This is a genomic window from Yersinia sp. 2540 StPb PI (genome assembly GCF_052217165.1).
GTDB classification, from domain to species: Bacteria; Pseudomonadota; Gammaproteobacteria; order Enterobacterales; family Enterobacteriaceae; genus Yersinia; species Yersinia enterocolitica_E.
Genome location: NZ_JAZGQC010000001.1, coordinates 1,933,173 through 1,954,439, shown reverse-complemented (window position 1 = coordinate 1,954,439; position 21,267 = coordinate 1,933,173). Strand labels below are relative to the sequence as shown.

Below are 21,267 nucleotides of genomic sequence, written 5' to 3'. Positions count from 1 at the left end.
CGTCGATTCACCGGATAACGCGGATAAAGTGGCAGTTGCCGCTCATTTTCCTTATAGTTAGCCGCTTATTCGCCGCCGAATCTGATGGTCCCAAACTAAGATTCAAGGCTGTCGCCAAGAGAAAATAGTGTGCACCAGATATTTGAAATGCTACTGGCGGTGTTTGATCGTGCCGCATTAATGTTGATTTGTTTATTCTTTCTGACTCGCACCCACCTGTTTCGTCAGTTATTGCAAAAAGAGAAGCACACACCACTGGAACTGGCAGCGGTAACCGCTATCTTCTCGTTGTTCGCTATTTTTGGTACTTATTCCGGTATTAACGTCGAAGGTTCATTAGTGAATGTTCGGGTTATTGCCGTCATGTCTGGCGGTATTTTATTTGGCCCGTGGGTAGGTATCATTACCGGGCTTATCGCCGGTTCTCACCGATATTTAATTGATATTGATGGAATTACATCAATCCCCTGTCTGATTACCAGCATTATAGCCGGCCTGATGTCCGGCTATATAAATCTGAAAGTAAAGAAAGAGCGGCAATGGAGTATCGGTATTCTGGCAGGCATGATTTGTGAGTCACTCACCATGCTATTGGTGATTATTTGGGCCAGGCCGACCGCATTAGGTATTGATATTGTGTCTAAAATCGCCATTCCGATGATCTTAGGGGCGGTTTGTATCGGGTTAATTGTCCTGCTGGTACAGAGTGTCGAAGATGAAAAAGAGGTTATTGCCGCGCGGCAAGCAAAACTGGCACTGGATATCGCCAATAAAACCCTGCCCTATTTTCGCAATATCAATGGCGAATCACTGCGCAGTGTGTGTGAGATTATTCGCACCGATATTAAGGCAGATGCTGTCGCCATTACCGACACCCAACATATTTTGGCTTATGTGGGGGTGGGCGTTGAAGCCTATAATATCGGTCATGAGATCATCAGTGATATTACCAAAGAGAGCATTCAGCGTGGGAAGATTACCATCCGCAATAATGATGAAGTCCATCGCACGCCACAAATTCACTCCCTCATCATTATTCCGTTATGGGAAAAAGGTGAAGTCACTGGCTCACTGAAGATCTACTATTGCCATGCACATAAAATTACCTATTCACTGAAAGTGATGGCGGTCGGCTTGTCACAAATCATCTCAACCCAGATTGAAGTTTCCCGTATAGAGCAACTGCGCGAAATGGCAAATAAAGCGGAAATGCGCGCACTACAAAGTAAAATTAACCCGCACTTCTTATTTAATGCCTTGAATGCTATCTCGTCCTCAATTCGTATTAATCCAGATACCGCGCGCCAATTGATCATCAATTTATCCCGTTATCTGCGTTATAACCTTGAGCTGAATGACGAACAGATTGATATTCGCAAAGAACTACATCAAATTCAGGATTATATCGCCATCGAGCAGGCCCGCTTCGGCAGCAAGTTAACTGTGATTTATGATATTGACGACGATATTGCGCTGAAAATACCCAGTTTGTTAATTCAACCCTTGGTTGAAAATGCCATTGTGCATGGCATTCAGCCGTGTCGTGGTAAAGGTGTGGTAGTCATTGCGGTTAAAGACAGTGGCGACCAAATAAAAATTTCCGTAAAAGACACCGGTAATGGTATTAACCCAGAGACAATTGAGCGCGTGGCGAATAATGAAATGCCGGGCAATAAAATTGGTTTACTCAATGTACATCATCGGGTGAAATTACTGTATGGGGAAGGTTTACAGATACGCCGCATGGAACCGGGCACCGAGATCTCTTTTTATATCAGCAAAAATGGCGGCAAAATCCATGCTGACCCCCGTATTCCAGCCGGAGTCTAATCCGTGAAAGCAATCATTGTTGAAGATGAGTTTCTGGCTCAAGAAGAGTTGAGTTACCTGATTCGCCAGCATAGCAACATCACCATTGAGGCAACCTTTGAAGATGGGCTGGATGTGCTTAAATACCTGCAGAACCATCAGGTCGATGCTATTTTTCTCGATATCAATATTCCATCATTGGATGGCGTGTTATTGGCACAGAACATCAGTAAATTTGCCCATAAGCCTTATATTATCTTTATCACAGCCTATAAAGAGCATGCAGTTGAAGCCTTTGAAATTGAAGCATTTGACTATATTTTAAAGCCTTATCATGAGTCTCGTATTGTCACTATGCTGCAAAAACTCGAAGCGCTGCATAAGCGTGAGCACCAAAATAGAGAACAGACCAGCAGTACCAACCACCGTTCTGCGGCGCATACCATCAATTTGATGAAAGATGAGCGCATTATCGTCACTGACATCAATGATATCTATTATGCCGCAGCACAGGAAAAGGTCACGTTGGTCTATACGCGGCGCGAAGAATTCATTATGCCGATGAATATTACTGAATTTTTCAGCCGCCTACCGGAGGAGTACTTCTTCCGCTGCCATCGCTCCTATTGTGTCAATTTAGCCAAAATCCGTGAAATTGTGCCGTGGTTTAATAATACCTATATTCTGCGGCTCAGTGATTTGGACTTTGAAGTCCCTGTCAGCCGCAGCAAGATAAAAGAATTCAGGCAACTGATGCGCCTTTAAATGCATTTCATTCCGCGTGGAATGCAGCTCATTCCCCTTTCGATCTATAGTGATTAGCCCGCCCGTATACTGGTTTCATTCGGCGGGCTGATAACACCTCAAGACAAGATTTCCGGTGCCCCATCAGCGCGTAATCTTTGGCTTCCGACGCTATTGCAAATCATTGTTATGTTCGCAATAGCCATATTCGGGCCACATTGCATTGATGTTTAAGGAGTCCGGCATGAGCAGTAAACCGGTAAATCGTTGGCTAATTGTTGCGGGTACCATCATCGTTCAAATGGGGTTGGGAACTATCTATACCTGGAGCTTATTTAATCAGCCACTGGGAGAGAAGTTCAGTTGGTCGTTAGGGGCAGTTGCAACCACATTTTCCATTACCAGTTTTTCTCTCGCTATTGCCACTCTGTTTGCTGGCCGCCTGCAAGAGCGCATCGGTATCCGTAAACTGACGTTACTTTCCGGTATCATTCTTGGTTTGGGCCTGATTGCCAGCTCTTTTGCCACATCATTGGGAATGATTTATCTATTGGCTGGTATCGTGGTCGGTTTCGCCGATGGTACCGCCTACATCACCACCCTATCGAATCTGATCAAATGGTTCCCGGAACGTAAAGGGCTGATTTCCGGCATTTCAGTGGGGGCATTTGGTACCGGCAGCTTATTGTTCAAATATGTAAATGCCAGTCTGATTGCCAACCAAGGAGTGTCGCTGGCATTCTTCTACTGGGGCCTCATCGTGATGGTATTAGTAGGGGCTGGCTCTTTCCTGCTACAAGAAAAAGCGGTGGCACCACAGGTCAATAACAGCCTGCAAACCGCCCGTGCCGGGCGTGATTTTAGTGTCAAAGAGATGCTGGCGGTTAAAGAGTCTTACTTCTTATTTATCATCTTCTTCACCGCATGTATGAGTGGCTTATATCTGATTGGTATCGTGAAAGATTTAGGCGTACAACTGGCAGGAATGGACTTGGTGACGGCTGCCAACACCGTTTCAGCCATTGCCATCTTTAATACCGCCGGGCGCATTATCCTTGGCGCACTATCAGACAAAGTGGGCCGTTTGCGCGTAATCAGCTTCACCTTGCTGGTCACCACATTAGCGGTATCCGTGTTGAGTTTTGTTCCACTGACTCATGCCCTGTTCTTCTTGTGTGTCGGGGCGATAGCCTTCTGCTTCGGCGGCAATATTACGGTGTTCCCGGCGATTGTGGGCGACTTCTTCGGTCTGAAAAATCACAGTAAAAACTACGGTGTTATCTATCAAGGGTTTGGTTTGGGTGCTCTGGCAGGTTCGTTTATTGCCGCACAACTGGGTGGATATCAGGCGACCTTTATGGTTATCGCAGTGCTGTCAGTACTTTCCTTGCTGCTGACGTTGATAATCAAACCGCCAAAAGGTGCGGCAACCGAGACTGAAAGTACACCAACCGCAACAGCGGGCGTAACTGCCCGTAGCCATGCCTAATAGAGGGTGACGGAGACCACCATAACTAATACAACTCAGCCAGAGTTTGTAAAGTATGGGGGCTGGTTTAAAGCAATGATGTAAAAAAGCAGAGCCTTGGCTCTGCTTTCATGTTTCAGCGATGGCGAACAAAAACCTTATAATTCATGCCCTAATGTCTGACGCAAGTAAGCGCCGGCCCCCAGCAAACCCGGTTGCTGATGGGTAATCATATAAACAGGAATATCTTGCAGGAAATCTTTGAAACGGCCTTTATCTTCAAAAGCACTGCGAAAGCCCGAAGCTGTAAAGAATTCCATAAAGCGTGGCACGATACCGCCGGCAATATAAACGCCACCAAAAGTGCTGAGATTCAATGCCAGATTGCCGCCAAAACGGCCCATAATCACACAAAACAGTGATAAGGCGCGGCGACAGTCAGTACAGCTATCCGCCAGAGCGCGTTCAGTAATATCTTTCGGTGCCAGATGTTCCGGTAGGCGTGCATCAGAAATCACAATAGCTCGGTATAAATTAACCAGCCCTGGCCCGGAAAGTACTCGCTCGGCAGAGACATGGCCCAGTTCCTGACGCAATACCGCCAAAATAGAGTCTTCTTCTTCGCTGTTCGGGGCGAAGTCCACATGACCGCCCTCTCCCGGTAAGCTAATCCAACGGCGGTCCACATTAACTAAATGGGCCACCCCTAGCCCAGTACCTGCACCATAAACTGCCACTGGTTTACCCGCTTGAGGCGTTGTGCCACCAAATTGCAACACATCCTGTTCGGACAACACCGGAATCGCCATCGATACTGCCGTAAAATCGTTGATCACCTCCAGATGATCCAACCCCAGGCTTTGCTGCATAGCTGCAATAGAAAATGCCCAAGTATGATTGGTCATCGCCACCCAATCCCCGGTAATCGGGCAAGCAATAGCAATACAGGCATCCTTTACGGTGACGGTATGGTCTGACAGATATTGCTTAATGACATCTTCCAGACTGTCGAATTCCAACCCTGAATATGTTTTTGCTTGTGATATTTCACCCGTCGCCACAGCGCAAAGCGCCAAACGGGCATTAGTGCCGCCAACGTCACCCACCAGGGCATAGCTTGTCATCAGAAACTTCTCCGTTACAGGGATGCTTAACTTCAACTATGTCCACTGTAAAATCAGGCTGGAGAAACAACAATATCAATGCGCTAAACCCTTTCGCTTTGCGATAAAGATCACATAAAAACGTTTCAGCAACAGCAAAATACCGCTGCTGAAGGTGAAAAATGACGTAAATATTTAGCGTGAATTGCGCCCTTCCTCAGAAACCGGCTGCAATGTCGCAAGCTGGCGCGAGCGGATAACCCGCATCCGCAGGCTGTCATAGGCCCAGTTGTAACATACGGTGTAAGGCAGGAAGAACAAGAAGAAACCGATCTCCAACATAAATGCCTGTAATAGCGAAACACCCAACGTGAAAGCCGCGATAGGTAAGCCTATCAGGATAAAACCACCCTCGAAACCCAGCGCATGGAGTACTCGCACGAGCAGAGTCTTTGCTACCCGACTGACTGGCCAGAAGTGGTCGAACAGACTGTTGTAAACAATATTCCACAGCATTGCCACTGAGGAGAGGATCAAGGCCAATGTTCCCATTTGCAGTATGGAGCGATCCAGTAACCATGCGCCGACGGGCGCACAAATGGCGACGGCAATCACTTCAAACCCAACGGCATGAATAATCCGCTCCAAGAGAGATCGGTGATGAACTTGCATAAAACACCTACTTAAATTAACTGATGACAGATTGTTAGAGGTGATTATCATCGTTTTTTAAGATAGATTAAAAATAGAACCCATCGATAAAATAGATAGTTTATGCATTATTCTCCCGAAGCTTTAATTGCATTTGTTGAAGCCGCAGCCCTTGGGTCCTTCTCCGCGGCGGCCCGTAAGCTACGCAAAAGCCAATCAACTATCAGCACCGCCATCGCCAATCTGGAAGCCGATCTGGGTTTGACCTTATTTGACCGTCAGGCGCGCCAGCCGGTATTAACTGACCATGGTCGCCGTGTGCTATCCCATGTGCAGGAAATTCTGGCGGCCAGCGAACGGCTGGATAATCTATCAATACGTCTGGCAGGTCAGGTTGAAACCCGACTGACTTTTGTCCTTTCTGATACTTATCAACCAACACATCATGAGGACTTACTACGTCGCTTTGAGCAGCGTTACCCTGATATCGAATTTGAGTGCCTGATTGCCGAAGAGGGCGACGTCATTGACCTGCTGCAACTACGGCGAGCGCATATCGGTGTAGTAGAAGTTCAGTCGTACTATCCACCGGATATTGCGGCCAGCCGATTAGCCGCACAGACTGAAATGGCGATATTCGTGCAGCAGGGTCATGCGCTGGCAAAGCTCCCTCAGGTTCACCCCGAACAACTGGCTACCGCCCGGCAACTTTGCCTCAATACTTACAATCGTACTGAGCGCAACCAGTCGCAAGGGCTAATGTGGTCTGCCCCCAGCTACTTAATGTTGTTAGAAATGGCGGAGCAAGGCTTCGGCTGGGCGATTTTGCCACGCTGGCTGGTGGAGCAATACAGCCGTCAAAAACTGGTCGCGTTGCCCACCATTGGTTGGCCGAAAATGATCTCTATTGATGCGGTTTGGTCGAAAAAAAGCCCACCGGGGCCAGCGGGCTATTGGTTGTTAGACCAATTAACTGGTCGTAATAACAATGTTAGCTAAAAAACAATGTTAGCTAAAAAACAGTGTTAGCTAAAAAATAGTGTCAGCTAAATCAGATTGCCGCATTACGCGCCTGAATAGATTTCGCCACATTGTTCAATAATTCAGGAATATCCATTTGCGGCAGCACCACCTCGATAAAAGCCAGTTGATCGCAGTGTTCTAGTTGTGCCATGAGTTGTTGTAATTGTTCAACCTCAGTGACAGTGCGGGTAAAAAGGGCTTTATTCATGCTGAATGCGTGTGGCAATTGGCTCCAATCCCACGCAGCGATATCGTTATAAGGTTGCAGTGGCCCGTGAATAGCTCGTTCAACGGTATACCCTTGATTATTTAGTAAGAAAATTATTGGTTTTAACCCATCTCGCAGCATGGAACCCAGTTCCTGGATGGTCAGTTGGGCAGAACCATCACCGACGAGCAAGATAACCCGTCGTGCGGGGTGCGCCACTTGCGAACCATAAGCGGCAGGCAAACTGAAACCAATCGAGCCCCACAGTGACTGAGCAATAAGAGTACAACCGGAAGGTAAGGTCAATGTGGCAGCACCAAAGCAAGAGGTGCCCTGATCGGTAACCACAATGTCGTTTGGGCGTAGAAAGTGTTGGATGTGATACCAAAACGTTTGTTGGTTCAGTAAATTATGCTGTGTAGCCGGCGCTATTGAATGAGTTATCGTCGGCTGCTGCCATTCGCCTTGTAACGATTTACACAGCTCATGCAGGGCACCAATCGCAGCCAGCATGGGAATCTGACTGAAAATCTGTTTCCCTATCCGTGCCTGTTCCGGCTGGATATCAATACAATTTTCCTGAGTGATATGCTGGCTGAATCCGGCAGTAATTGTATCGATAAACCAAACGCCAACGGTGATAAGAACATCAGCCCCTTCGATATATTCTCTTATACTGACATCACTGGCCGCCCCGGCGTAAGTACCGATAAATCTCGGATGTGATTCGTCCAGTAATCCTTTTCCCATCAATAATGTCGAATATGGCAGGTTAACCTCCGACACCCAGTGGTTCAATGATTCCCGGCCACCAAATCTATCCGCCAGAAAATCAGCTAGCAATGCGACCCGGTGTGCTGACTGTAGCTTTTCACGTGCGGCGTCAATAAAGGCTTGTAATGATGATGGCGATAACAGGGGTTGATAGAGGGCCAAAGCGCCAGGCTGACTGGTGACTGACACCTGTGAAACATCGCAGGGTACTTGCAAATAGACCGGACGCCGCTGACTTAGCGCCGCCACCAGTAGCCTGTCAATTTCAGCAACTGCATTTTCAGCGGTTAGATTGGCCTGCGCACAGGTGACCTCTTTCGCCATACGGGAAAAATGGCTGAAGTCGCCATCCCCCAGTGAGTGATGTAACAACTCTGCGGCTTTTTGCGAACGCAATGCCGGGGTACCAACGATATGAATCACCGGAAGGTATTCAGCAAAGCTGCCTGCAATACCATTAATAGCACTTAATTCACCGACGCCAACCGTGGTCAGCAGTGCTGCCGCTGGCATCACCCGGGCATAGCCATCTGCGGCATAAGCTGCATTAAGTTCATTGGCACATCCCATCCATTTAATGACGGGATGGCTGATGACACGGTCTAAAAAAAGCAGATTAAAATCGCCAGGAACACCGAATAGATGCCGGATTCCCACTTGCGCCAGGCGATCCAAGAGATAATCAGCCACGTTGTAACTGCTTGCCATCATGACACCAACCTTAATACTTATTATATTGCATTAAGTATTAAGCAATTAATCAATAGATCTAATGTTTTGAAATTATTAATTAGCTACCACTGTAATTATTTTCTGACATCCCTTTCTCCGCCTTATCTTGTGATCCCGTTAGCTTACGTCGTCGGTGAAAACGCATACACTAAACTGTCGTTTACTCTCGTTAATAAGGGTCATCATGGTCTATCAGGCAGCTTCCTCCCGCTATCAAGAGATGAAGTATCATCGTTGTGGTCGTAGTGGATTAATGCTTCCGGCAATTTCTCTTGGCCTGTGGCATAACTTTGGCGACAGCACGCTGTACGAAAATAGCCGCAATTTAGTGCATCGCGCTTTCGATAGTGGCATCACCCATTTTGATTTAGCCAATAACTATGGCCCGCCACCCGGTTCAGCCGAGCTGAACTTTGGCCGCATCCTGCAACAAGACCTGCGCCCCTATCGTGATGAACTGATTATCTCTTCCAAAGCGGGATACACCATGTGGCCCGGCCCTTATGGTGACTGGGGTTCGAAGAAATATCTGGTAGCCAGTATCAACCAAAGCCTACAACGTATGGGGCTAGATTATGTAGATATTTTCTACCACCATCGCCCGGATCCTAATACACCATTGGAAGAAACCATGGCCGCATTGGACCTGCTGGTGCGCCAAGGTAAAGCGTTGTATATCGGGTTGTCCAACTATCCAGCGGCGCAAGCCCGTCAGGCCTGTGAAATTCTGGCAAATCTTGGTACGCCTTGCCTGATTCATCAGCCTAAATACTCTATGTTCGAACGCTGGATTGAAGCCGGGCTGCAAGATACTTTGGATGAGTATGGCGTAGGATCTATTGCCTTTTCTCCGTTGGCAGGCGGCGTATTGACGGATCGCTATTTGGCGGGTATTCCGCAGGACTCAAGGGCTGCCAGTGGCAGTAAATTCCTTAATCCCGAGCAGCTTACCGCAGAAAAACTGGCCAAGGTGCGCCAGTTGAACGCATTGGCCCACGAGCGCGGCCAGAAGTTGTCACAGATGTCTTTAGCCTGGGTATTACGTGGCGGGCGGGTGACTTCAGCACTGATTGGTGCCAGCAAAATCAGCCAGATTGACGACGCGGTTGGTATGCTAGCCAACACTGATTTCAGCACCGAAGAAATCAAACGTATTGAAAATATTCTGGTGTAAACGCTCTCTCCAAAGTCCCCCAACAGGGGCACTCCGGTGCCCCTAATCCACCATTGTTACAGATAAATCTCAATTTTTTATTTTACAGTTTTATCTGAATCACAGTTGCCGAACCGCAGTTTAAGATAGGCCATAGCCAATAAAGCTGCGCAAGGATAAATCATGTCAAAAGTGGATGTTTTGAAACCAACGATATTTAGACCTATTTCGTTAAGACCACTGTTATTAGTAACGATATTAGCCTGGTTTCCTCTCGTTCCTATGGCAAATGCCGAAAGTATTGAGCTACTCCCCAGTGTTTCATTGCAGATTGGTGAGCAAGATCGCCGTGGCAATTATTGGGATGGTTATGACTGGCGCGATCAACGATGGTGGCAGGATCATCAGGGGCGGGATTTAGGCGAACGAAACCGCCATGGACATTACTGGGATGGGCACCGCTGGCAAAACAGAGACTGGTGGCAAAAGAACTATTATTACCGTGAAGGGCGCTATCAGAAACACGATAAACATTATGACAACCACGGCAAGAAACATCATCGCGGGAAAGGGCATGACCGCCATCATGATGATGACTAATTAAAAAAGCTTCTGGCGGATGATTGGCTATCGATCCGCCAGTATGAAGAAGTTAGAGCAAGCTAATCAACAGATAAGCATTTAATCCAACCACCACTAACACAATCATCTTCCCCAAAATCTGAATCAATTTTGAGTTAACCATCTCTCCCATCAATTCTTTATTGCCAGTAAAGGCCAGCAATGGAACTAACGCCAACGCAATACCAAAACTCAGCAGTACCTGGCTCATCACCAAGATCCGTGTTGCATCCATACCCGCCAGAATGACAATAAAGGAAGGCAACATCGTGACCGTGCGGCGCACCCAGATAGGGATATAAAACCGGACAAAGCCTTGCATCACGACCTGCCCTGCCAAGGTCCCCACCACTGTCGATGACAACCCAGCGGCAACCAGACTCAAACCAAAAATAGTGGCTGCGGCATTACCTAACAGGGGTTGTAGTGTGAGGTACGCTTGCTCGATTTCAGCAATACTGCCATAGCCATTGAAATGGAAAGCCGCCGCCGCCGTTGCCATCATCGCCAGATTCACAAAACCGGCAATTGTCATGGCAATCGCCACATCCAATTTAGTCGCAGCATAACGAGAAGCCTTGGAGTTTTCTCCCGCCGTTTGCGTCAAGGATGAATGCAGATAAATAACATGCGGCATAATAGTGGCACCTAGTACCCCGGCCGCTAGAAACACCGCGTCACGGTTAGGCAAGTCAGGAACCAACATACCGCGGCCCAACGCCGCCAGTTCTGGCCGGGAGAAAATAAGTTCGACAATATAAGCCGCCGCTACAAATAACAGCAGCCCACCGATAACCAGTTCGAGAGGTTTTTGCCCACGCTTTTGCAGCATAAGAATCAGGAAAGTGGCAATGCCGGTCAGGACAGCACCTTCAAGCAGGGTCACACCTAGCAGTAATTTAAACCCGATTGCCGCCCCAATAAACTCGGCCAGATCCGTGGCCATAGCGATGATTTCGGCTTGTACCCAGTAGGCCCATACCGCAGGCCGTGGAAACCGGTCACGGATATGCTCAGCCAGATTTTTACCCGTGGCAATACCGAGTTTAGCGGACAGTAATTGGATCAACATAGCCATGATGTTGGCCCAAACCACCACCCACAATAAGGTATAACCGAAAGAGGCCCCCGCCTGAATATTGGTTGCGAAGTTACCGGGGTCGATATAACCGATGGCCGCGATAAAAGCAGGCCCCATCAGGGAGAGTTTTATCCTCCTTGATGTACGGCGGGATGTATCGACAGCACGGCTATTCAGCATTCAGTATTACCCTTGAAAACTTACGTCTACTTTCTTATCAATAATAATATCTAAATGATAATAATTATCAAGCGCACTTGGCGTGGTAGAACTTATCTCTCTGATAGCTAACACCGTATAATCAGCCGTGTAGCAATCACCCGTGGTAGCTTTCTGAAAAGTTGGGTTAAATGTTCCATCGCCCTTTTCGTAACGAATGACTACAATTGATCAACCTAGCATATTTAAACTACTTCCGTAGCAAATTATTAACATCCTATTTTTTGTGATCCACTCCACTAATTCGTTTGCATTAGTGCAAGTGAATTTCTATATTTGCTGCCTACATCTCGTTTTTAATGTAGCCGTTACATAAAATGTCCACCGAAATCTAGCCTGCCTCAAATTTGGAGCACACATGTCCCATATTCTGCAGTTTGCGTTGGCCTTAGTCGTGGTGGCCATATTAGCTCTGGCGATCTGTAAGGATCGTAAAAGCATCCGCATTCGGTTTGTTATTCAATTGCTGGTAATTGAAGTGTTGTTGGCGTACTTCTTCCTCCATTCGGAAGCTGGATTGGGTTTTGTGAAAGGATTCGCCGGTTTATTCGACAAGTTGCTTGGATTTGCCGCCAACGGTACCGACTTTGTCTTTGGTAATATGGGTGATAAAGGTTTGGCGTTCTTCTTCCTGAGAGTGCTGTGCCCTATCGTCTTTATTTCTGCTCTGATTGGTATTCTGCAATATATCAAAGTTCTCCCCGTCGTTATTCGTATCATTGGTACTTTGCTGTCTAAAGTTAACGGCATGGGTAAGCTGGAATCATTCAACGCCGTCAGCTCACTGATTCTGGGTCAATCTGAAAACTTCATCGCCTATAAAGACATTTTGGGCAAAATGTCTGAAAAACGCATGTACACCATGGCAGCAACCGCGATGTCGACAGTTTCTATGTCAATCGTGGGTGCATATATGTCAATGCTGGACGCGAAGTTTGTGGTTGCGGCGCTGGTACTTAACATGTTCAGTACCTTTATCGTGTTGTCATTGATCAACCCGTATAAAGCAGAGGACGAGGAAGAGTTGCAACTGAGCAACTTGCACGAAGGCCAAAGCTTCTTTGAAATGCTGGGTGAGTACATTCTGGCCGGTTTCAAAGTTGCTATCATCGTTGCAGCCATGCTGATTGGTTTTATCGCGTTAATTTCTGCGATGAATGCCTTATTTAGTTTGCTGTTCGGTATCAGCTTCCAGGGTATCTTGGGCTATGTCTTCTTCCCGTTTGCCTGGGTGATGGGCGTACCGACTCATGAAGCCTTACAAGTTGGTGGCATCATGGCAACCAAACTGGTATCTAACGAATTCGTGGCAATGATGGACTTGCAGAAAGTGGCATCAGAACTGTCGCCACGCAGCGTGGGTATTCTGTCAGTGTTCCTGGTTTCATTCGCTAACTTCTCCTCTATTGGTATCGTAGCCGGTGCGATTAAAGGTTTGAATGAGCACCAAGGGAATGTGGTTTCACGCTTTGGCTTGAAGCTGTTATACGGCTCTACGCTGGTCAGTGTGCTGTCCGCCTCTATTGCGGGCCTGGTACTCTAAGTATCAGAAAAAAATCTCTAAAGAGGCGCTACGGCGCCTTTTTTTATACCTGCGATCCATACCCGAACTATTTACACGGATGATGACTCTTTGAGTAATCAAAGGCTGGAGAACTTTAGTGGGTAAGTTTAATGCCGCGACTGATGTGATATGCCCGTTAATAAGCAATAGATGGCGTTCTAAGTGAGGTAGTAAGGTAGTGAGGTAGTGAGGTAGTAAGGTAGTGAGGTAGTGAGGTAGTGAGGTAGTGAGGTAGTGAGGTAGTGAGGTAGTGAGGTAGTAAGGTAGTAAGGTAGTGAGGTAGTGAGGTAGTGAGGTAGTGAGGTAGTGAGGTAGTGAGGTAGTGAGGTAGTGAGGTAGTAAGGTAGTGAGGTAGTGAGGTAGTAAGGTAGTAAGGTAGTAAGGTAGTAAGGTAGTAAATATAATGGTGGGTCGTGCGGGATTACTCGGCCTCTGGCCTCGCCCTTCGGGTCAACGCTCGCGCGTTGCTGTCTCGCTTCGCTCGGCTCGAACCTGAACGCAGGGTCTCACCCACACGATTTCGTGTAGTTTTTGAGTTTTTAGATCTGGGGGAGTTAATACGGTACTTGATATAATGGTGGGTCGTGCGGGATTCGAACCTGCGACCAATTGATTAAAAGTCAACTGCTCTACCAACTGAGCTAACGACCCATTATATAGATTTATTCGACATTTTTAACACGAGTCATGCGGGATTACTCATCCTGCGGATTCGCCCTTCGGGTCAACGCTTACGCGTTGCTGTCTCGCTTCGCTCGGCTCGAACCTTTAACCAATTGATTAAAAGTAACCATTCTGCCAACTGAGCTAACGACCCATTATATGATAATACGAAGTAAAAGAAGTGGTGGGCGATACCAGATTCGAACTGATGACCCCCTCCGTGTAAAGGAGATGCTCTACCAACTGAGCTAATCGCCCACTTCTACTACCTTGAATCTTAATACTTTTAACAATGAGTGATGAGTGGTGGGCGATACCAGATTCGAACTGATGACCCCCTCCGTGTAAAGGAGATGCTCTACCAACTGAGCTAATCGCCCTCATCTATCTCATTTATTGCATAACACGTCGAGTTTGGTGGGCGATACCAGATTCGAACTGATGACCCCCTCCGTGTAAAGGAGATGCTCTACCAACTGAGCTAATCGCCCCGCCGTGTTGTTGGAGTCGCATTATAGGGATAGTTCGAAGTGAGTCAACGGTTTTTAAAACGAAAACAATCGTTCGCCGCAAATTTAAACAGGATGCGATATTTATCGCCGCTATGAACCTTTATTAAATGATCCCCAAAATATTTCAAGGTGTAGGACGGCGGCAAACAAATGAACCCGATGAGCTTACCCAAGTATGTGATTCGGGTGAGTGAGTGCGGCCAACACACCTGCAATTTGAAAGATGATGGGAATATCATCAATTGCATACCGGTAACATCGTTGAGGAATTACTACAGGGTGGTAGAATGTCGCCTACTTTTTCAAATTTCGAGCAACTGTCAGCTTTTGCTGACCGGCGTAGCGTAATAAGGCATCGATTCCAATGAAGATCAAAACCCGTTTTGCACCCAGTCCTACCGGCTATCTCCATGTAGGTGGCGCACGCACCGCATTGTATTCCTGGCTGTTCACCCGTCATTTAGGTGGTGAATTTGTTCTGCGCATTGAAGATACCGATCTTGAGCGCTCAACTCAGGAAGCCATCGACGCTATTATGGACGGTATGAACTGGTTGAATCTGGATTGGGATGAAGGCCCGTATTTCCAAACCAAACGGTTCGATCGCTACAATGCGGTGATTGACCAAATGTTGGAAAAGGGCACCGCTTATCGCTGCTATTGCTCTAAAGAGCGCCTGGAAGAGTTGCGTGAAACCCAAATGGCCAATGGCGAGAAACCTCGCTACGATGGTCGTTGCCGCGATAGCCAGTGCACTCATGGCGCTGATGAGCCATCAGTGGTGCGTTTTCGCAACCCGCAGGAAGGCTCGGTCATTTTCGACGACAAAATCCGTGGCCCTATTGAATTCAGCAATCAGGAACTGGATGACTTAATCATCCGCCGTACCGATGGTTCACCAACCTATAACTTCTGTGTCGTCATCGATGACTGGGATATGGAAATCACCCATGTTATCCGTGGTGAAGACCATATCAACAATACACCGCGCCAGATTAATATTCTGAAAGCATTAGGCGCGCCAGTGCCTGAGTATGCTCATGTATCAATGATTCTGGGTGATGACGGTAAAAAACTGTCTAAACGCCACGGGGCTGTTGGTGTTATGCAATACCGCGATGACGGCTATCTGCCAGAGGCACTACTGAACTATTTGGTGCGTTTGGGTTGGTCTCATGGTGATCAGGAGATTTTCTCTGTGGCCGAGATGACCGAGCTGTTTACCCTCGATGCGGTCAGTAAGTCAGCCAGTGCATTCAATACTGAAAAATTACAGTGGTTGAATCATCACTATATCAATAGCCTGCCACCAGAGCATGTTGCTGTTCACCTGTCATGGCATGTTGAACAACTGGGGCTTGATACCCGTAATGGCCCTGAGTTAGTTGAAATCGTAAAACTGCTAGGTGAGCGCTGCAAAACGCTGAAAGAGATGGCCGAGTCCTGCCGTTACTTTTACGAAGAGTTTGACGAGTTCGATGCTGATGCGGCTAAAAAACATTTGCGCCCAGTGGCCCGCCAGCCACTTGAAGCAGTTAAAGCCAAACTCGCTGCCATCACCGCCTGGACCACTGAAAACGTTCACAACGCGATTCAGGGCACGGCTGATGAGTTAGGTGTAGGTATGGGTAAAGTGGGGATGCCGCTGCGTGTCGCAGTCACTGGTGCGGGTCAATCGCCAGGGATGGATGTCACTGTCCATGCTATCGGTCAGGCACGCTCACTGGCACGTATTGATAAAGCATTAGCCTTTATCAGCGAGCGCGAAACACAACAATAATACGGTTATTGCTCATTCAATCAGGCGGCTACTCAGGCCGCCTTTTTATTATTACTCGTTAGATAGTTGTGAGCGACATATAATATTTAATGCTAATTACCCGCTGATTTGGCGGCTTTTTCAGCGCTTAACGCGAGAAATCGAATTAGCCGTTGACACTGTTTCAGTGGTTTCATATCATGCGCCCCGTTCACACGATTTATTATGTGCGCATTGGGGCTATAGCTCAGCTGGGAGAGCGCTTGCATGGCATGCAAGAGGTCGACGGTTCGATCCCGTCTAGCTCCACCAAATTTTCTTGTTTGATTGCATCATCAGGCCGGAAAAGGGTGGCATCATAGATAAGTCAGTACGAACAACCACATTTGTGGGGCTATAGCTCAGCTGGGAGAGCGCTTGCATGGCATGCAAGAGGTCGACGGTTCGATCCCGTCTAGCTCCACCACTCTTTAAAAAACCGGCTTATGGCCGGTTTTTTGCTTTCTCGCGTAAGCCTCCCTCACTCTTTGTCATTTATCTCTGTTATCCTGCGAACTAATCAAAGGTATTGATTACGGTGGAAATAGGCATGAATCAGCAGCAACAAATCATTCAATGGCTACAGGCTGACCCTCATCGTATGCAGGCTTTGTCGATTGCCCGAGAGCTCGGGTTAAAGCAGTGGTGTCTGGCGGCAGGATTTGTGCGTAATCTGGTGTGGGATCAATTGCACGGGTACCCGTTAGCGACCGCACTCAATGACATCGATTTAGTCTATTTCGATAAGCAACATGCCCACGAGCAGCATGACTTACAGCGAGAAGCGCAGCTACAGCAAAAAAGTGCGGCTCAGCATCTCTCCTTCCCCTGGTCAGTAAAAAATCAAGCCAGAATGCACCTGCATAGGGGTCGCCAACCTTATACCAGTACCGACGATGCCATTAGCTACTGGGTTGAAGTAGAAACAGCAATCGGTGCCAGGCTCAATGCAAGCGGCGATATTGAGCTGGTGGCTCCACTGGGTTTGGACGCACTGTTTACCCGCACGATCACCTTGAACCCGAAAAACGGTGAGGTCGATACCTACTACCAACGGGTAAATAGCAAAGGTTGGCTGCAACATTGGCCTGAACTGCGTTTGGTAATTTAACGTTTCAGAACCGTATGGCGGCGTTTAAAAAACAACCAAGTGATAAGCAAGTGATAAGATTGTGTAAAGTAGCCCTCAAAAGTTAAAGGTTAATATCCTCCCGTCGATAAGCATTACTCCATCCAGGTTTTACTAAGGAATAATGATGTCGAATACTATCTCTGCAGCATCCGTGTCAGTGAGCAGCAGTAGCTCTTCTGACAACAGTGCGGCGGCACAAATTAAATCCATTAATCAGCAGATCCAAAAACTGACCGAAAAATTAAGTACCTTAAAAGATTCTGGTTTGACTGCGGATGAATTGCAAAAGCAGCAGCAACAGATTCAGAGTCAAATTGCAGCGCTGCAAGCTGAGCTTGCCCGTATTCAGGCCAAGGAAGCGGATAAAACCAAAGAAGGTGACAACAATGCGGCAACTGCGCCCGCCGGTGATGGAGTAAACCGCCCTTCCGCACAGAACCAGATTGACGTTTATATTTAATAACATTGATGTTCGGTTAAACAGTGATAGGGCGATGGCAACATAACGGCTATCGCCCTGTTTTAGAAGGTAAAATCAACCACGCTTGAGGGGTTTTACCAAACTATCCAATCCCTCGATTTTAATGGTCAGCGTCAGCTCCATCAACATACCTAACTTGCCTGGTGGGAATTCCCCTTTGCGGGCGAACCAGAGCAGGTACTCTTCAGGTAAGTCGATTAATACCCGCCCTTGGTATTTACCAAACGGCATCCGGGTATTGGCAATCTCAATCAAATTCTCTTTTTCCATACAGCCCTCTGGCGTTACCACTATTCACCCAGCAGACGAATCATTTCCGCTTCATCAATGACTGTAATCCCAAGCTCCTGCGCTTTCGCCAGTTTTGAGCCAGCCGCCTCACCAGCAATAACCAGATCCGTTTTTTTGGAAACACTGCCACTCACTTTGGCACCTAAAGCAGCCAGACGATCTTTCGCTTCGTCCCGTGAGAGAATGGTCAGTGACCCCGTCAACACCACGGTTTTCCCAGCAAAGGGGCTATCAATCTCTGCAGCAACAATTTGCTGTGGCTCAGGCCAACTAATCACTTGCTCTAGCGCCTCGATCACTTTCTGATTGTGTTCTTCACCGAGGAAATTCCGCACGTGCCTGGCTACCACTTCCCCGACATCTGGCACACTTTTTAATGCATCGATATCTGCCGCGCGCAAATTAGTCAGATTGCGAAAATGAGCTGCTAAATTAGCCGCTGTCGCCTCCCCAACTTCACGAATACCCAAAGCATACAGGAAGCGGGCAAACGTCGTTTGCTTCGCCTTTTCTAGCGCCGCAATCAGATTTTGTGCCGATTTTGGCCCCATCCGATCTAAACCGGTCAGTTTGCCTGCGGTCAGCTCAAATAGATCCGCTGGGTTCTCGACATACTGTTTCTCTACCAGTTGTTCGATAATCTTGTCACCCATCCCGTCCACATCCAACGCCCGGCGCGAGACAAAGTGCTTCAACGCCTCTTTACGCTGTGCTGCGCAGAACAGACCACCGGTGCAGCGGGCAACCGCCTCGCCTTCTACCCGCTCGATATCAGAACCACATACCGGGCAGTGCTCCGGGAAAACTATCTCTTTGGCATCCTGCGGGCGTTGTTCCATCACCACACCAACCACTTGCGGGATCACATCTCCAGCGCGGCGAATAATAACGGTATCACCAATGCGTATACCAAGACGCTCAATTTCATCGGCGTTATGCAGTGTCGCATTACTGACTACCACGCCCGCCACCTGCACCGGTTCCAGACGTGCGACCGGGGTGATAGCACCAGTGCGCCCCACCTGAAACTCCACGTCGCGAACTTGGGTTATCTGTTCCTGCGCTTGAAATTTAAACGCCGTAGCCCAACGGGGTGCGCGTGCTACAAATCCCAATCTTTCTTGCAAGTCGAGCGAATCAACCTTGATAACCACGCCATCAATATCAAACCCCAAACTGGCACGGTCCTGCTCTACCTGACGATAGAAGGCAATTACCTCATCACTACCGGTGCATAACTTCACTCGATTACTGACCGGCAGACCCCAGGCTTTAAATTGCATCAGACGCTGAATATGACTGCGCGCAAGCTCACCGCCATCGAGTAAACCCACACCATAACAGAAGAACATTAATGGCCGTTTGGCTGTGATGCGGGGGTCGAGCTGACGTAACGATCCGGCAGCAGCATTGCGTGGATTGGCAAAAATTTTACCGCCTTTGCGACGCGCCTCTTCGTTAAGTTGCTCAAAACCGGCTTGTGGCATAAAGACTTCACCGCGAACTTCCACCCGATGCGGGATATTCTCCCCATGCAGGCGCAGTGGAATGGCACGGATGGTACGCACATTCGCGGTAATATTTTCACCCGTGGTACCGTCACCACGGGTAGCTGCTCTAACTAACTCACCATTCTCATACAATAGGCTGACCGCCAGGCCATCGAGCTTCAGCTCACAGCAGAAGGTCAACGGTTCAGCGGTTTTCAGCCGGTCATGCACCCGTTTGTCAAAAGCCAGGTAACTCTCTTCATCGAAAACGTTATCAAGAGATAACATCGGCACTTCGTGTCTAACCTGTTCAAATGCATCAAGCGGCGCGGCACCAACCCGCTGTGTCGGTGAATCATGAGTAATCAGTTCAGGATGTTGTGCTTCCAGGGAACGTAATTGCTGCATCAAACGGTCATATTCAGCATCAGGGATCTCAGGGGCATCCAACACATGATAAAGATGTTCGTGATGGCGCAATGAGGTTCTTAGTTGATTAATTTGCTGAATTATCGATTCCATGGCTCACCATCAAAGATAAAAAACCCCCGGCATGCGGGGGTTCGGGTTAATTCGATTCATTGCGAGGTAACGTTATCAGGCGCTAGCGTTTGCATCCAGCACTTCACGGATACGCGCCTTATACGTTTCCAGCTTCTGCGGGGTCATCATGCGGCGATCATCATCCAACACTACACCACCGACATCATCAGCAATGCGTTGGGCTGATTGCAGCATTAATTTAAAGTTCTGATTGGCATCGCCATAAGACGGCACCATCATAAACATTGAGACACCCGGCGTTGAAAAATCAGACATGGTATCAGGATCGAAAGAACCCGGTTTTACCATATTCGCCAAACTGAATAATACTGGGCCACTGCCTGCCGGGCTAAGATGACGATGGAAAATACCCATCTCACCAAACTGGAAACCAGACTGAAGAACACTCTGTAGCAGCAACTCGCCGCCAAGAGCGCCACCATGATGCGCAGCAACATGCAGCACCAAAACGGTCTCTTTCAGTTTCTGTGGTTTCACCTCTGCTGCCGGAGCGACAGGCTCTGGTTGTGATTCCACATGTTGTGGTGCCACACGAGGTGCAGGTTCTGCCACATGCTGTGGCTCTGCGTGTCGCGGTTGCGAATACGACTCTTCAACCGATCCAAGCAAAGGATCACGCGGTGATGCATGCGGTGGTTGCTCAGCCGATAGCCCACCCAAAAGAGGGTCGTCATAGTCTGTTGGCACTGAAGCAAAAGGCTTGTGACGAGGTTCCGTCTTGACCTGAGCCGGTTTGGTATCAGTATGCTGAATAACCGGCATGTCTTCGTCGTCGTCATCAATATGAGTAAACGAAGGCTTCTCCTGTGGATGAGCAGTGCGGACGCGCACTTCTCCTACCCCTTCATCGAGACTCTCGATCGGGGTTTCAACACGTTCTTGTTTCGGACGTTTAACTGGGCGATCGCGAAAAAGTGAAGAGCGTTCTTTACGGCTGGTCCATAAACCATGCAATAACAACGCTATTATGGCGATCGCGCCAACAACGATTAATATCAGACGCAAATCCTGCATCATTACTATCTCTGTTGTTCCAATACATTGCCACCGCGGCAAACATTCACCCTTTAACTCTATTTGCCAACGAACACAAGTGCAAGTCCGTGCTCAATTTTCTTCGAAGAAAGATGATTATGCTAGATGTTTCGCTCGTTTTTTGCACAATATGTGACTATGCAGTGGGAAA

General features: G+C 47.9%; 17 protein-coding genes, 6 tRNA genes and 2 other RNA genes. 12 read left to right on the top strand and 13 right to left on the bottom strand.

All coding sequences use genetic code 11. The annotated features are described in order from the left end of the window. Positions 1-129 precede the first annotated feature (129 nt). The 3 genes from V1956_RS08860 (at position 130) to V1956_RS08850 (ending at position 4,042) form a co-directional block, all read left to right on the top strand. Complete coding sequence (locus tag V1956_RS08860; RefSeq protein ID WP_372559566.1) at positions 130-1,830, top strand: LytS/YhcK type 5TM receptor domain-containing protein; 1,701 nt, start codon at positions 130-132, stop codon at positions 1,828-1,830. A gap of 3 nt (positions 1,831-1,833) precedes the next feature. Further along, positions 1,834-2,574: a LytR/AlgR family response regulator transcription factor gene (locus V1956_RS08855; RefSeq protein ID WP_372559567.1), complete on the top strand. Its 741-nt coding sequence runs from the start codon at positions 1,834-1,836 to the stop codon at positions 2,572-2,574. A gap of 223 nt (positions 2,575-2,797) precedes the next feature. Further along, complete coding sequence (locus V1956_RS08850; RefSeq protein ID WP_083163469.1) at positions 2,798-4,042, top strand: L-lactate MFS transporter; 1,245 nt, start codon at positions 2,798-2,800, stop codon at positions 4,040-4,042. Positions 4,043-4,179: 137 nt separating this feature from the next. Here the strand turns inward: V1956_RS08850 and glk are convergent, their stop codons facing one another. After that, a complete protein-coding gene (gene glk / locus V1956_RS08845) occupies positions 4,180-5,145 on the bottom strand; it encodes a glucokinase (protein WP_420074649.1) in 966 nt (321 codons plus the stop codon). A 174-nt stretch (positions 5,146-5,319) separates the two neighbouring features. Next, entirely contained in the window at positions 5,320-5,796 is a 477-nt protein-coding gene (locus V1956_RS08840) for a multidrug/biocide efflux PACE transporter (protein ID WP_083163464.1), read from the bottom strand. A 102-nt stretch (positions 5,797-5,898) separates the two neighbouring features. Here V1956_RS08840 and V1956_RS08835 point away from each other — a divergent pair, with 102 nt between their 5' ends. Continuing rightward, the gene (locus V1956_RS08835; RefSeq protein WP_372559569.1) at positions 5,899-6,774 is read left to right on the top strand and encodes a LysR family transcriptional regulator; all 876 of its coding nucleotides are present in this window, start codon (positions 5,899-5,901) and stop codon (positions 6,772-6,774) included. Between the two features lie 52 nt (positions 6,775-6,826). On the opposite strand, the gene V1956_RS08830 is transcribed toward V1956_RS08835, so the two are convergent. Continuing rightward, the gene (locus tag V1956_RS08830; RefSeq protein WP_442825793.1) at positions 6,827-8,488 is read right to left on the bottom strand and encodes an alpha-keto acid decarboxylase family protein; all 1,662 of its coding nucleotides are present in this window, start codon (positions 8,486-8,488) and stop codon (positions 6,827-6,829) included. A 208-nt stretch (positions 8,489-8,696) separates the two neighbouring features. Here V1956_RS08830 and V1956_RS08825 point away from each other — a divergent pair, with 208 nt between their 5' ends. Further along, positions 8,697-9,686, top strand: coding sequence for an aldo/keto reductase (locus V1956_RS08825; RefSeq protein ID WP_420071419.1), 990 nt, complete (start codon positions 8,697-8,699; stop codon positions 9,684-9,686). Between the two features lie 162 nt (positions 9,687-9,848). Then, the gene (locus V1956_RS08820) at positions 9,849-10,265 is read left to right on the top strand and encodes a DUF2502 domain-containing protein (protein ID WP_420071418.1); all 417 of its coding nucleotides are present in this window, start codon (positions 9,849-9,851) and stop codon (positions 10,263-10,265) included. Between the two features lie 52 nt (positions 10,266-10,317). Here V1956_RS08820 and V1956_RS08815 read toward each other — a convergent pair whose 3' ends face one another. Further along, positions 10,318-11,547, bottom strand: coding sequence for an Nramp family divalent metal transporter (locus V1956_RS08815; protein WP_372559572.1), 1,230 nt, complete (start codon positions 11,545-11,547; stop codon positions 10,318-10,320). A gap of 397 nt (positions 11,548-11,944) precedes the next feature. Between V1956_RS08815 and V1956_RS08810 the strand changes: the two genes are divergently transcribed. Next, entirely contained in the window at positions 11,945-13,129 is a 1,185-nt protein-coding gene (locus tag V1956_RS08810) for a NupC/NupG family nucleoside CNT transporter (RefSeq protein WP_083163451.1), read from the top strand. A gap of 425 nt (positions 13,130-13,554) precedes the next feature. Here V1956_RS08810 and V1956_RS08805 read toward each other — a convergent pair. The 6 genes from V1956_RS08805 to V1956_RS08780 form a co-directional block, all read right to left on the bottom strand. Next, a non-coding RNA gene (locus V1956_RS08805) (RtT sRNA) lies at positions 13,555-13,680 on the bottom strand. 45 nt (positions 13,681-13,725) lie between these two features. Then, positions 13,726-13,801, bottom strand: a tRNA-Lys gene (locus tag V1956_RS08800). A gap of 31 nt (positions 13,802-13,832) precedes the next feature. Next, positions 13,833-13,956, bottom strand: a non-coding RNA gene (locus V1956_RS08795) — RtT sRNA. A 39-nt stretch (positions 13,957-13,995) separates the two neighbouring features. Next, a tRNA-Val gene (locus V1956_RS08790) sits at positions 13,996-14,071 on the bottom strand. A 46-nt stretch (positions 14,072-14,117) separates the two neighbouring features. Next, positions 14,118-14,193: transfer RNA gene (locus tag V1956_RS08785), tRNA-Val, on the bottom strand. A 35-nt stretch (positions 14,194-14,228) separates the two neighbouring features. Beyond that, a tRNA-Val gene (locus V1956_RS08780) sits at positions 14,229-14,304 on the bottom strand. Positions 14,305-14,689: 385 nt separating this feature from the next. On the opposite strand from V1956_RS08780, the gene gltX reads away from it, so the two are divergent. From gltX to V1956_RS08755, 5 genes are all read left to right on the top strand, one after another. Beyond that, positions 14,690-16,105: a glutamate--tRNA ligase gene (gltX, locus tag V1956_RS08775; RefSeq protein ID WP_372559573.1), complete on the top strand. Its 1,416-nt coding sequence runs from the start codon at positions 14,690-14,692 to the stop codon at positions 16,103-16,105. 215 nt (positions 16,106-16,320) lie between these two features. Then, positions 16,321-16,396 (top strand) — tRNA-Ala (locus tag V1956_RS08770). A gap of 78 nt (positions 16,397-16,474) precedes the next feature. Continuing rightward, positions 16,475-16,550: transfer RNA gene (locus V1956_RS08765), tRNA-Ala, on the top strand. Positions 16,551-16,673: 123 nt separating this feature from the next. Beyond that, positions 16,674-17,234, top strand: coding sequence for a nucleotidyltransferase family protein (locus tag V1956_RS08760; RefSeq protein WP_420071704.1), 561 nt, complete (start codon positions 16,674-16,676; stop codon positions 17,232-17,234). 145 nt (positions 17,235-17,379) lie between these two features. Next, on the top strand, positions 17,380-17,715 hold the full coding sequence (locus V1956_RS08755; RefSeq protein WP_372559575.1) for a FlxA-like family protein: 336 nt from the start codon (positions 17,380-17,382) through the stop codon (positions 17,713-17,715). Positions 17,716-17,790: 75 nt separating this feature from the next. Here the strand turns inward: V1956_RS08755 and V1956_RS08750 are convergent, their stop codons facing one another. The 3 genes from V1956_RS08750 to zipA all read right to left on the bottom strand — a co-directional run bounded on the left by V1956_RS08750 (position 17,791) and on the right by zipA (position 21,098). Next, on the bottom strand, positions 17,791-18,006 hold the full coding sequence (locus tag V1956_RS08750) for a DUF3820 family protein (RefSeq protein WP_372559576.1): 216 nt from the start codon (positions 18,004-18,006) through the stop codon (positions 17,791-17,793). A 20-nt stretch (positions 18,007-18,026) separates the two neighbouring features. Next, complete coding sequence (ligA, locus tag V1956_RS08745; RefSeq protein ID WP_442825030.1) at positions 18,027-20,039, bottom strand: NAD-dependent DNA ligase LigA; 2,013 nt, start codon at positions 20,037-20,039, stop codon at positions 18,027-18,029. A 75-nt stretch (positions 20,040-20,114) separates the two neighbouring features. After that, positions 20,115-21,098 (bottom strand): cell division protein ZipA, encoded by a 984-nt coding sequence (zipA, locus tag V1956_RS08740; RefSeq protein ID WP_442825029.1) that lies wholly within the window; start codon positions 21,096-21,098, stop codon positions 20,115-20,117. Positions 21,099-21,267 lie beyond the last annotated feature (169 nt).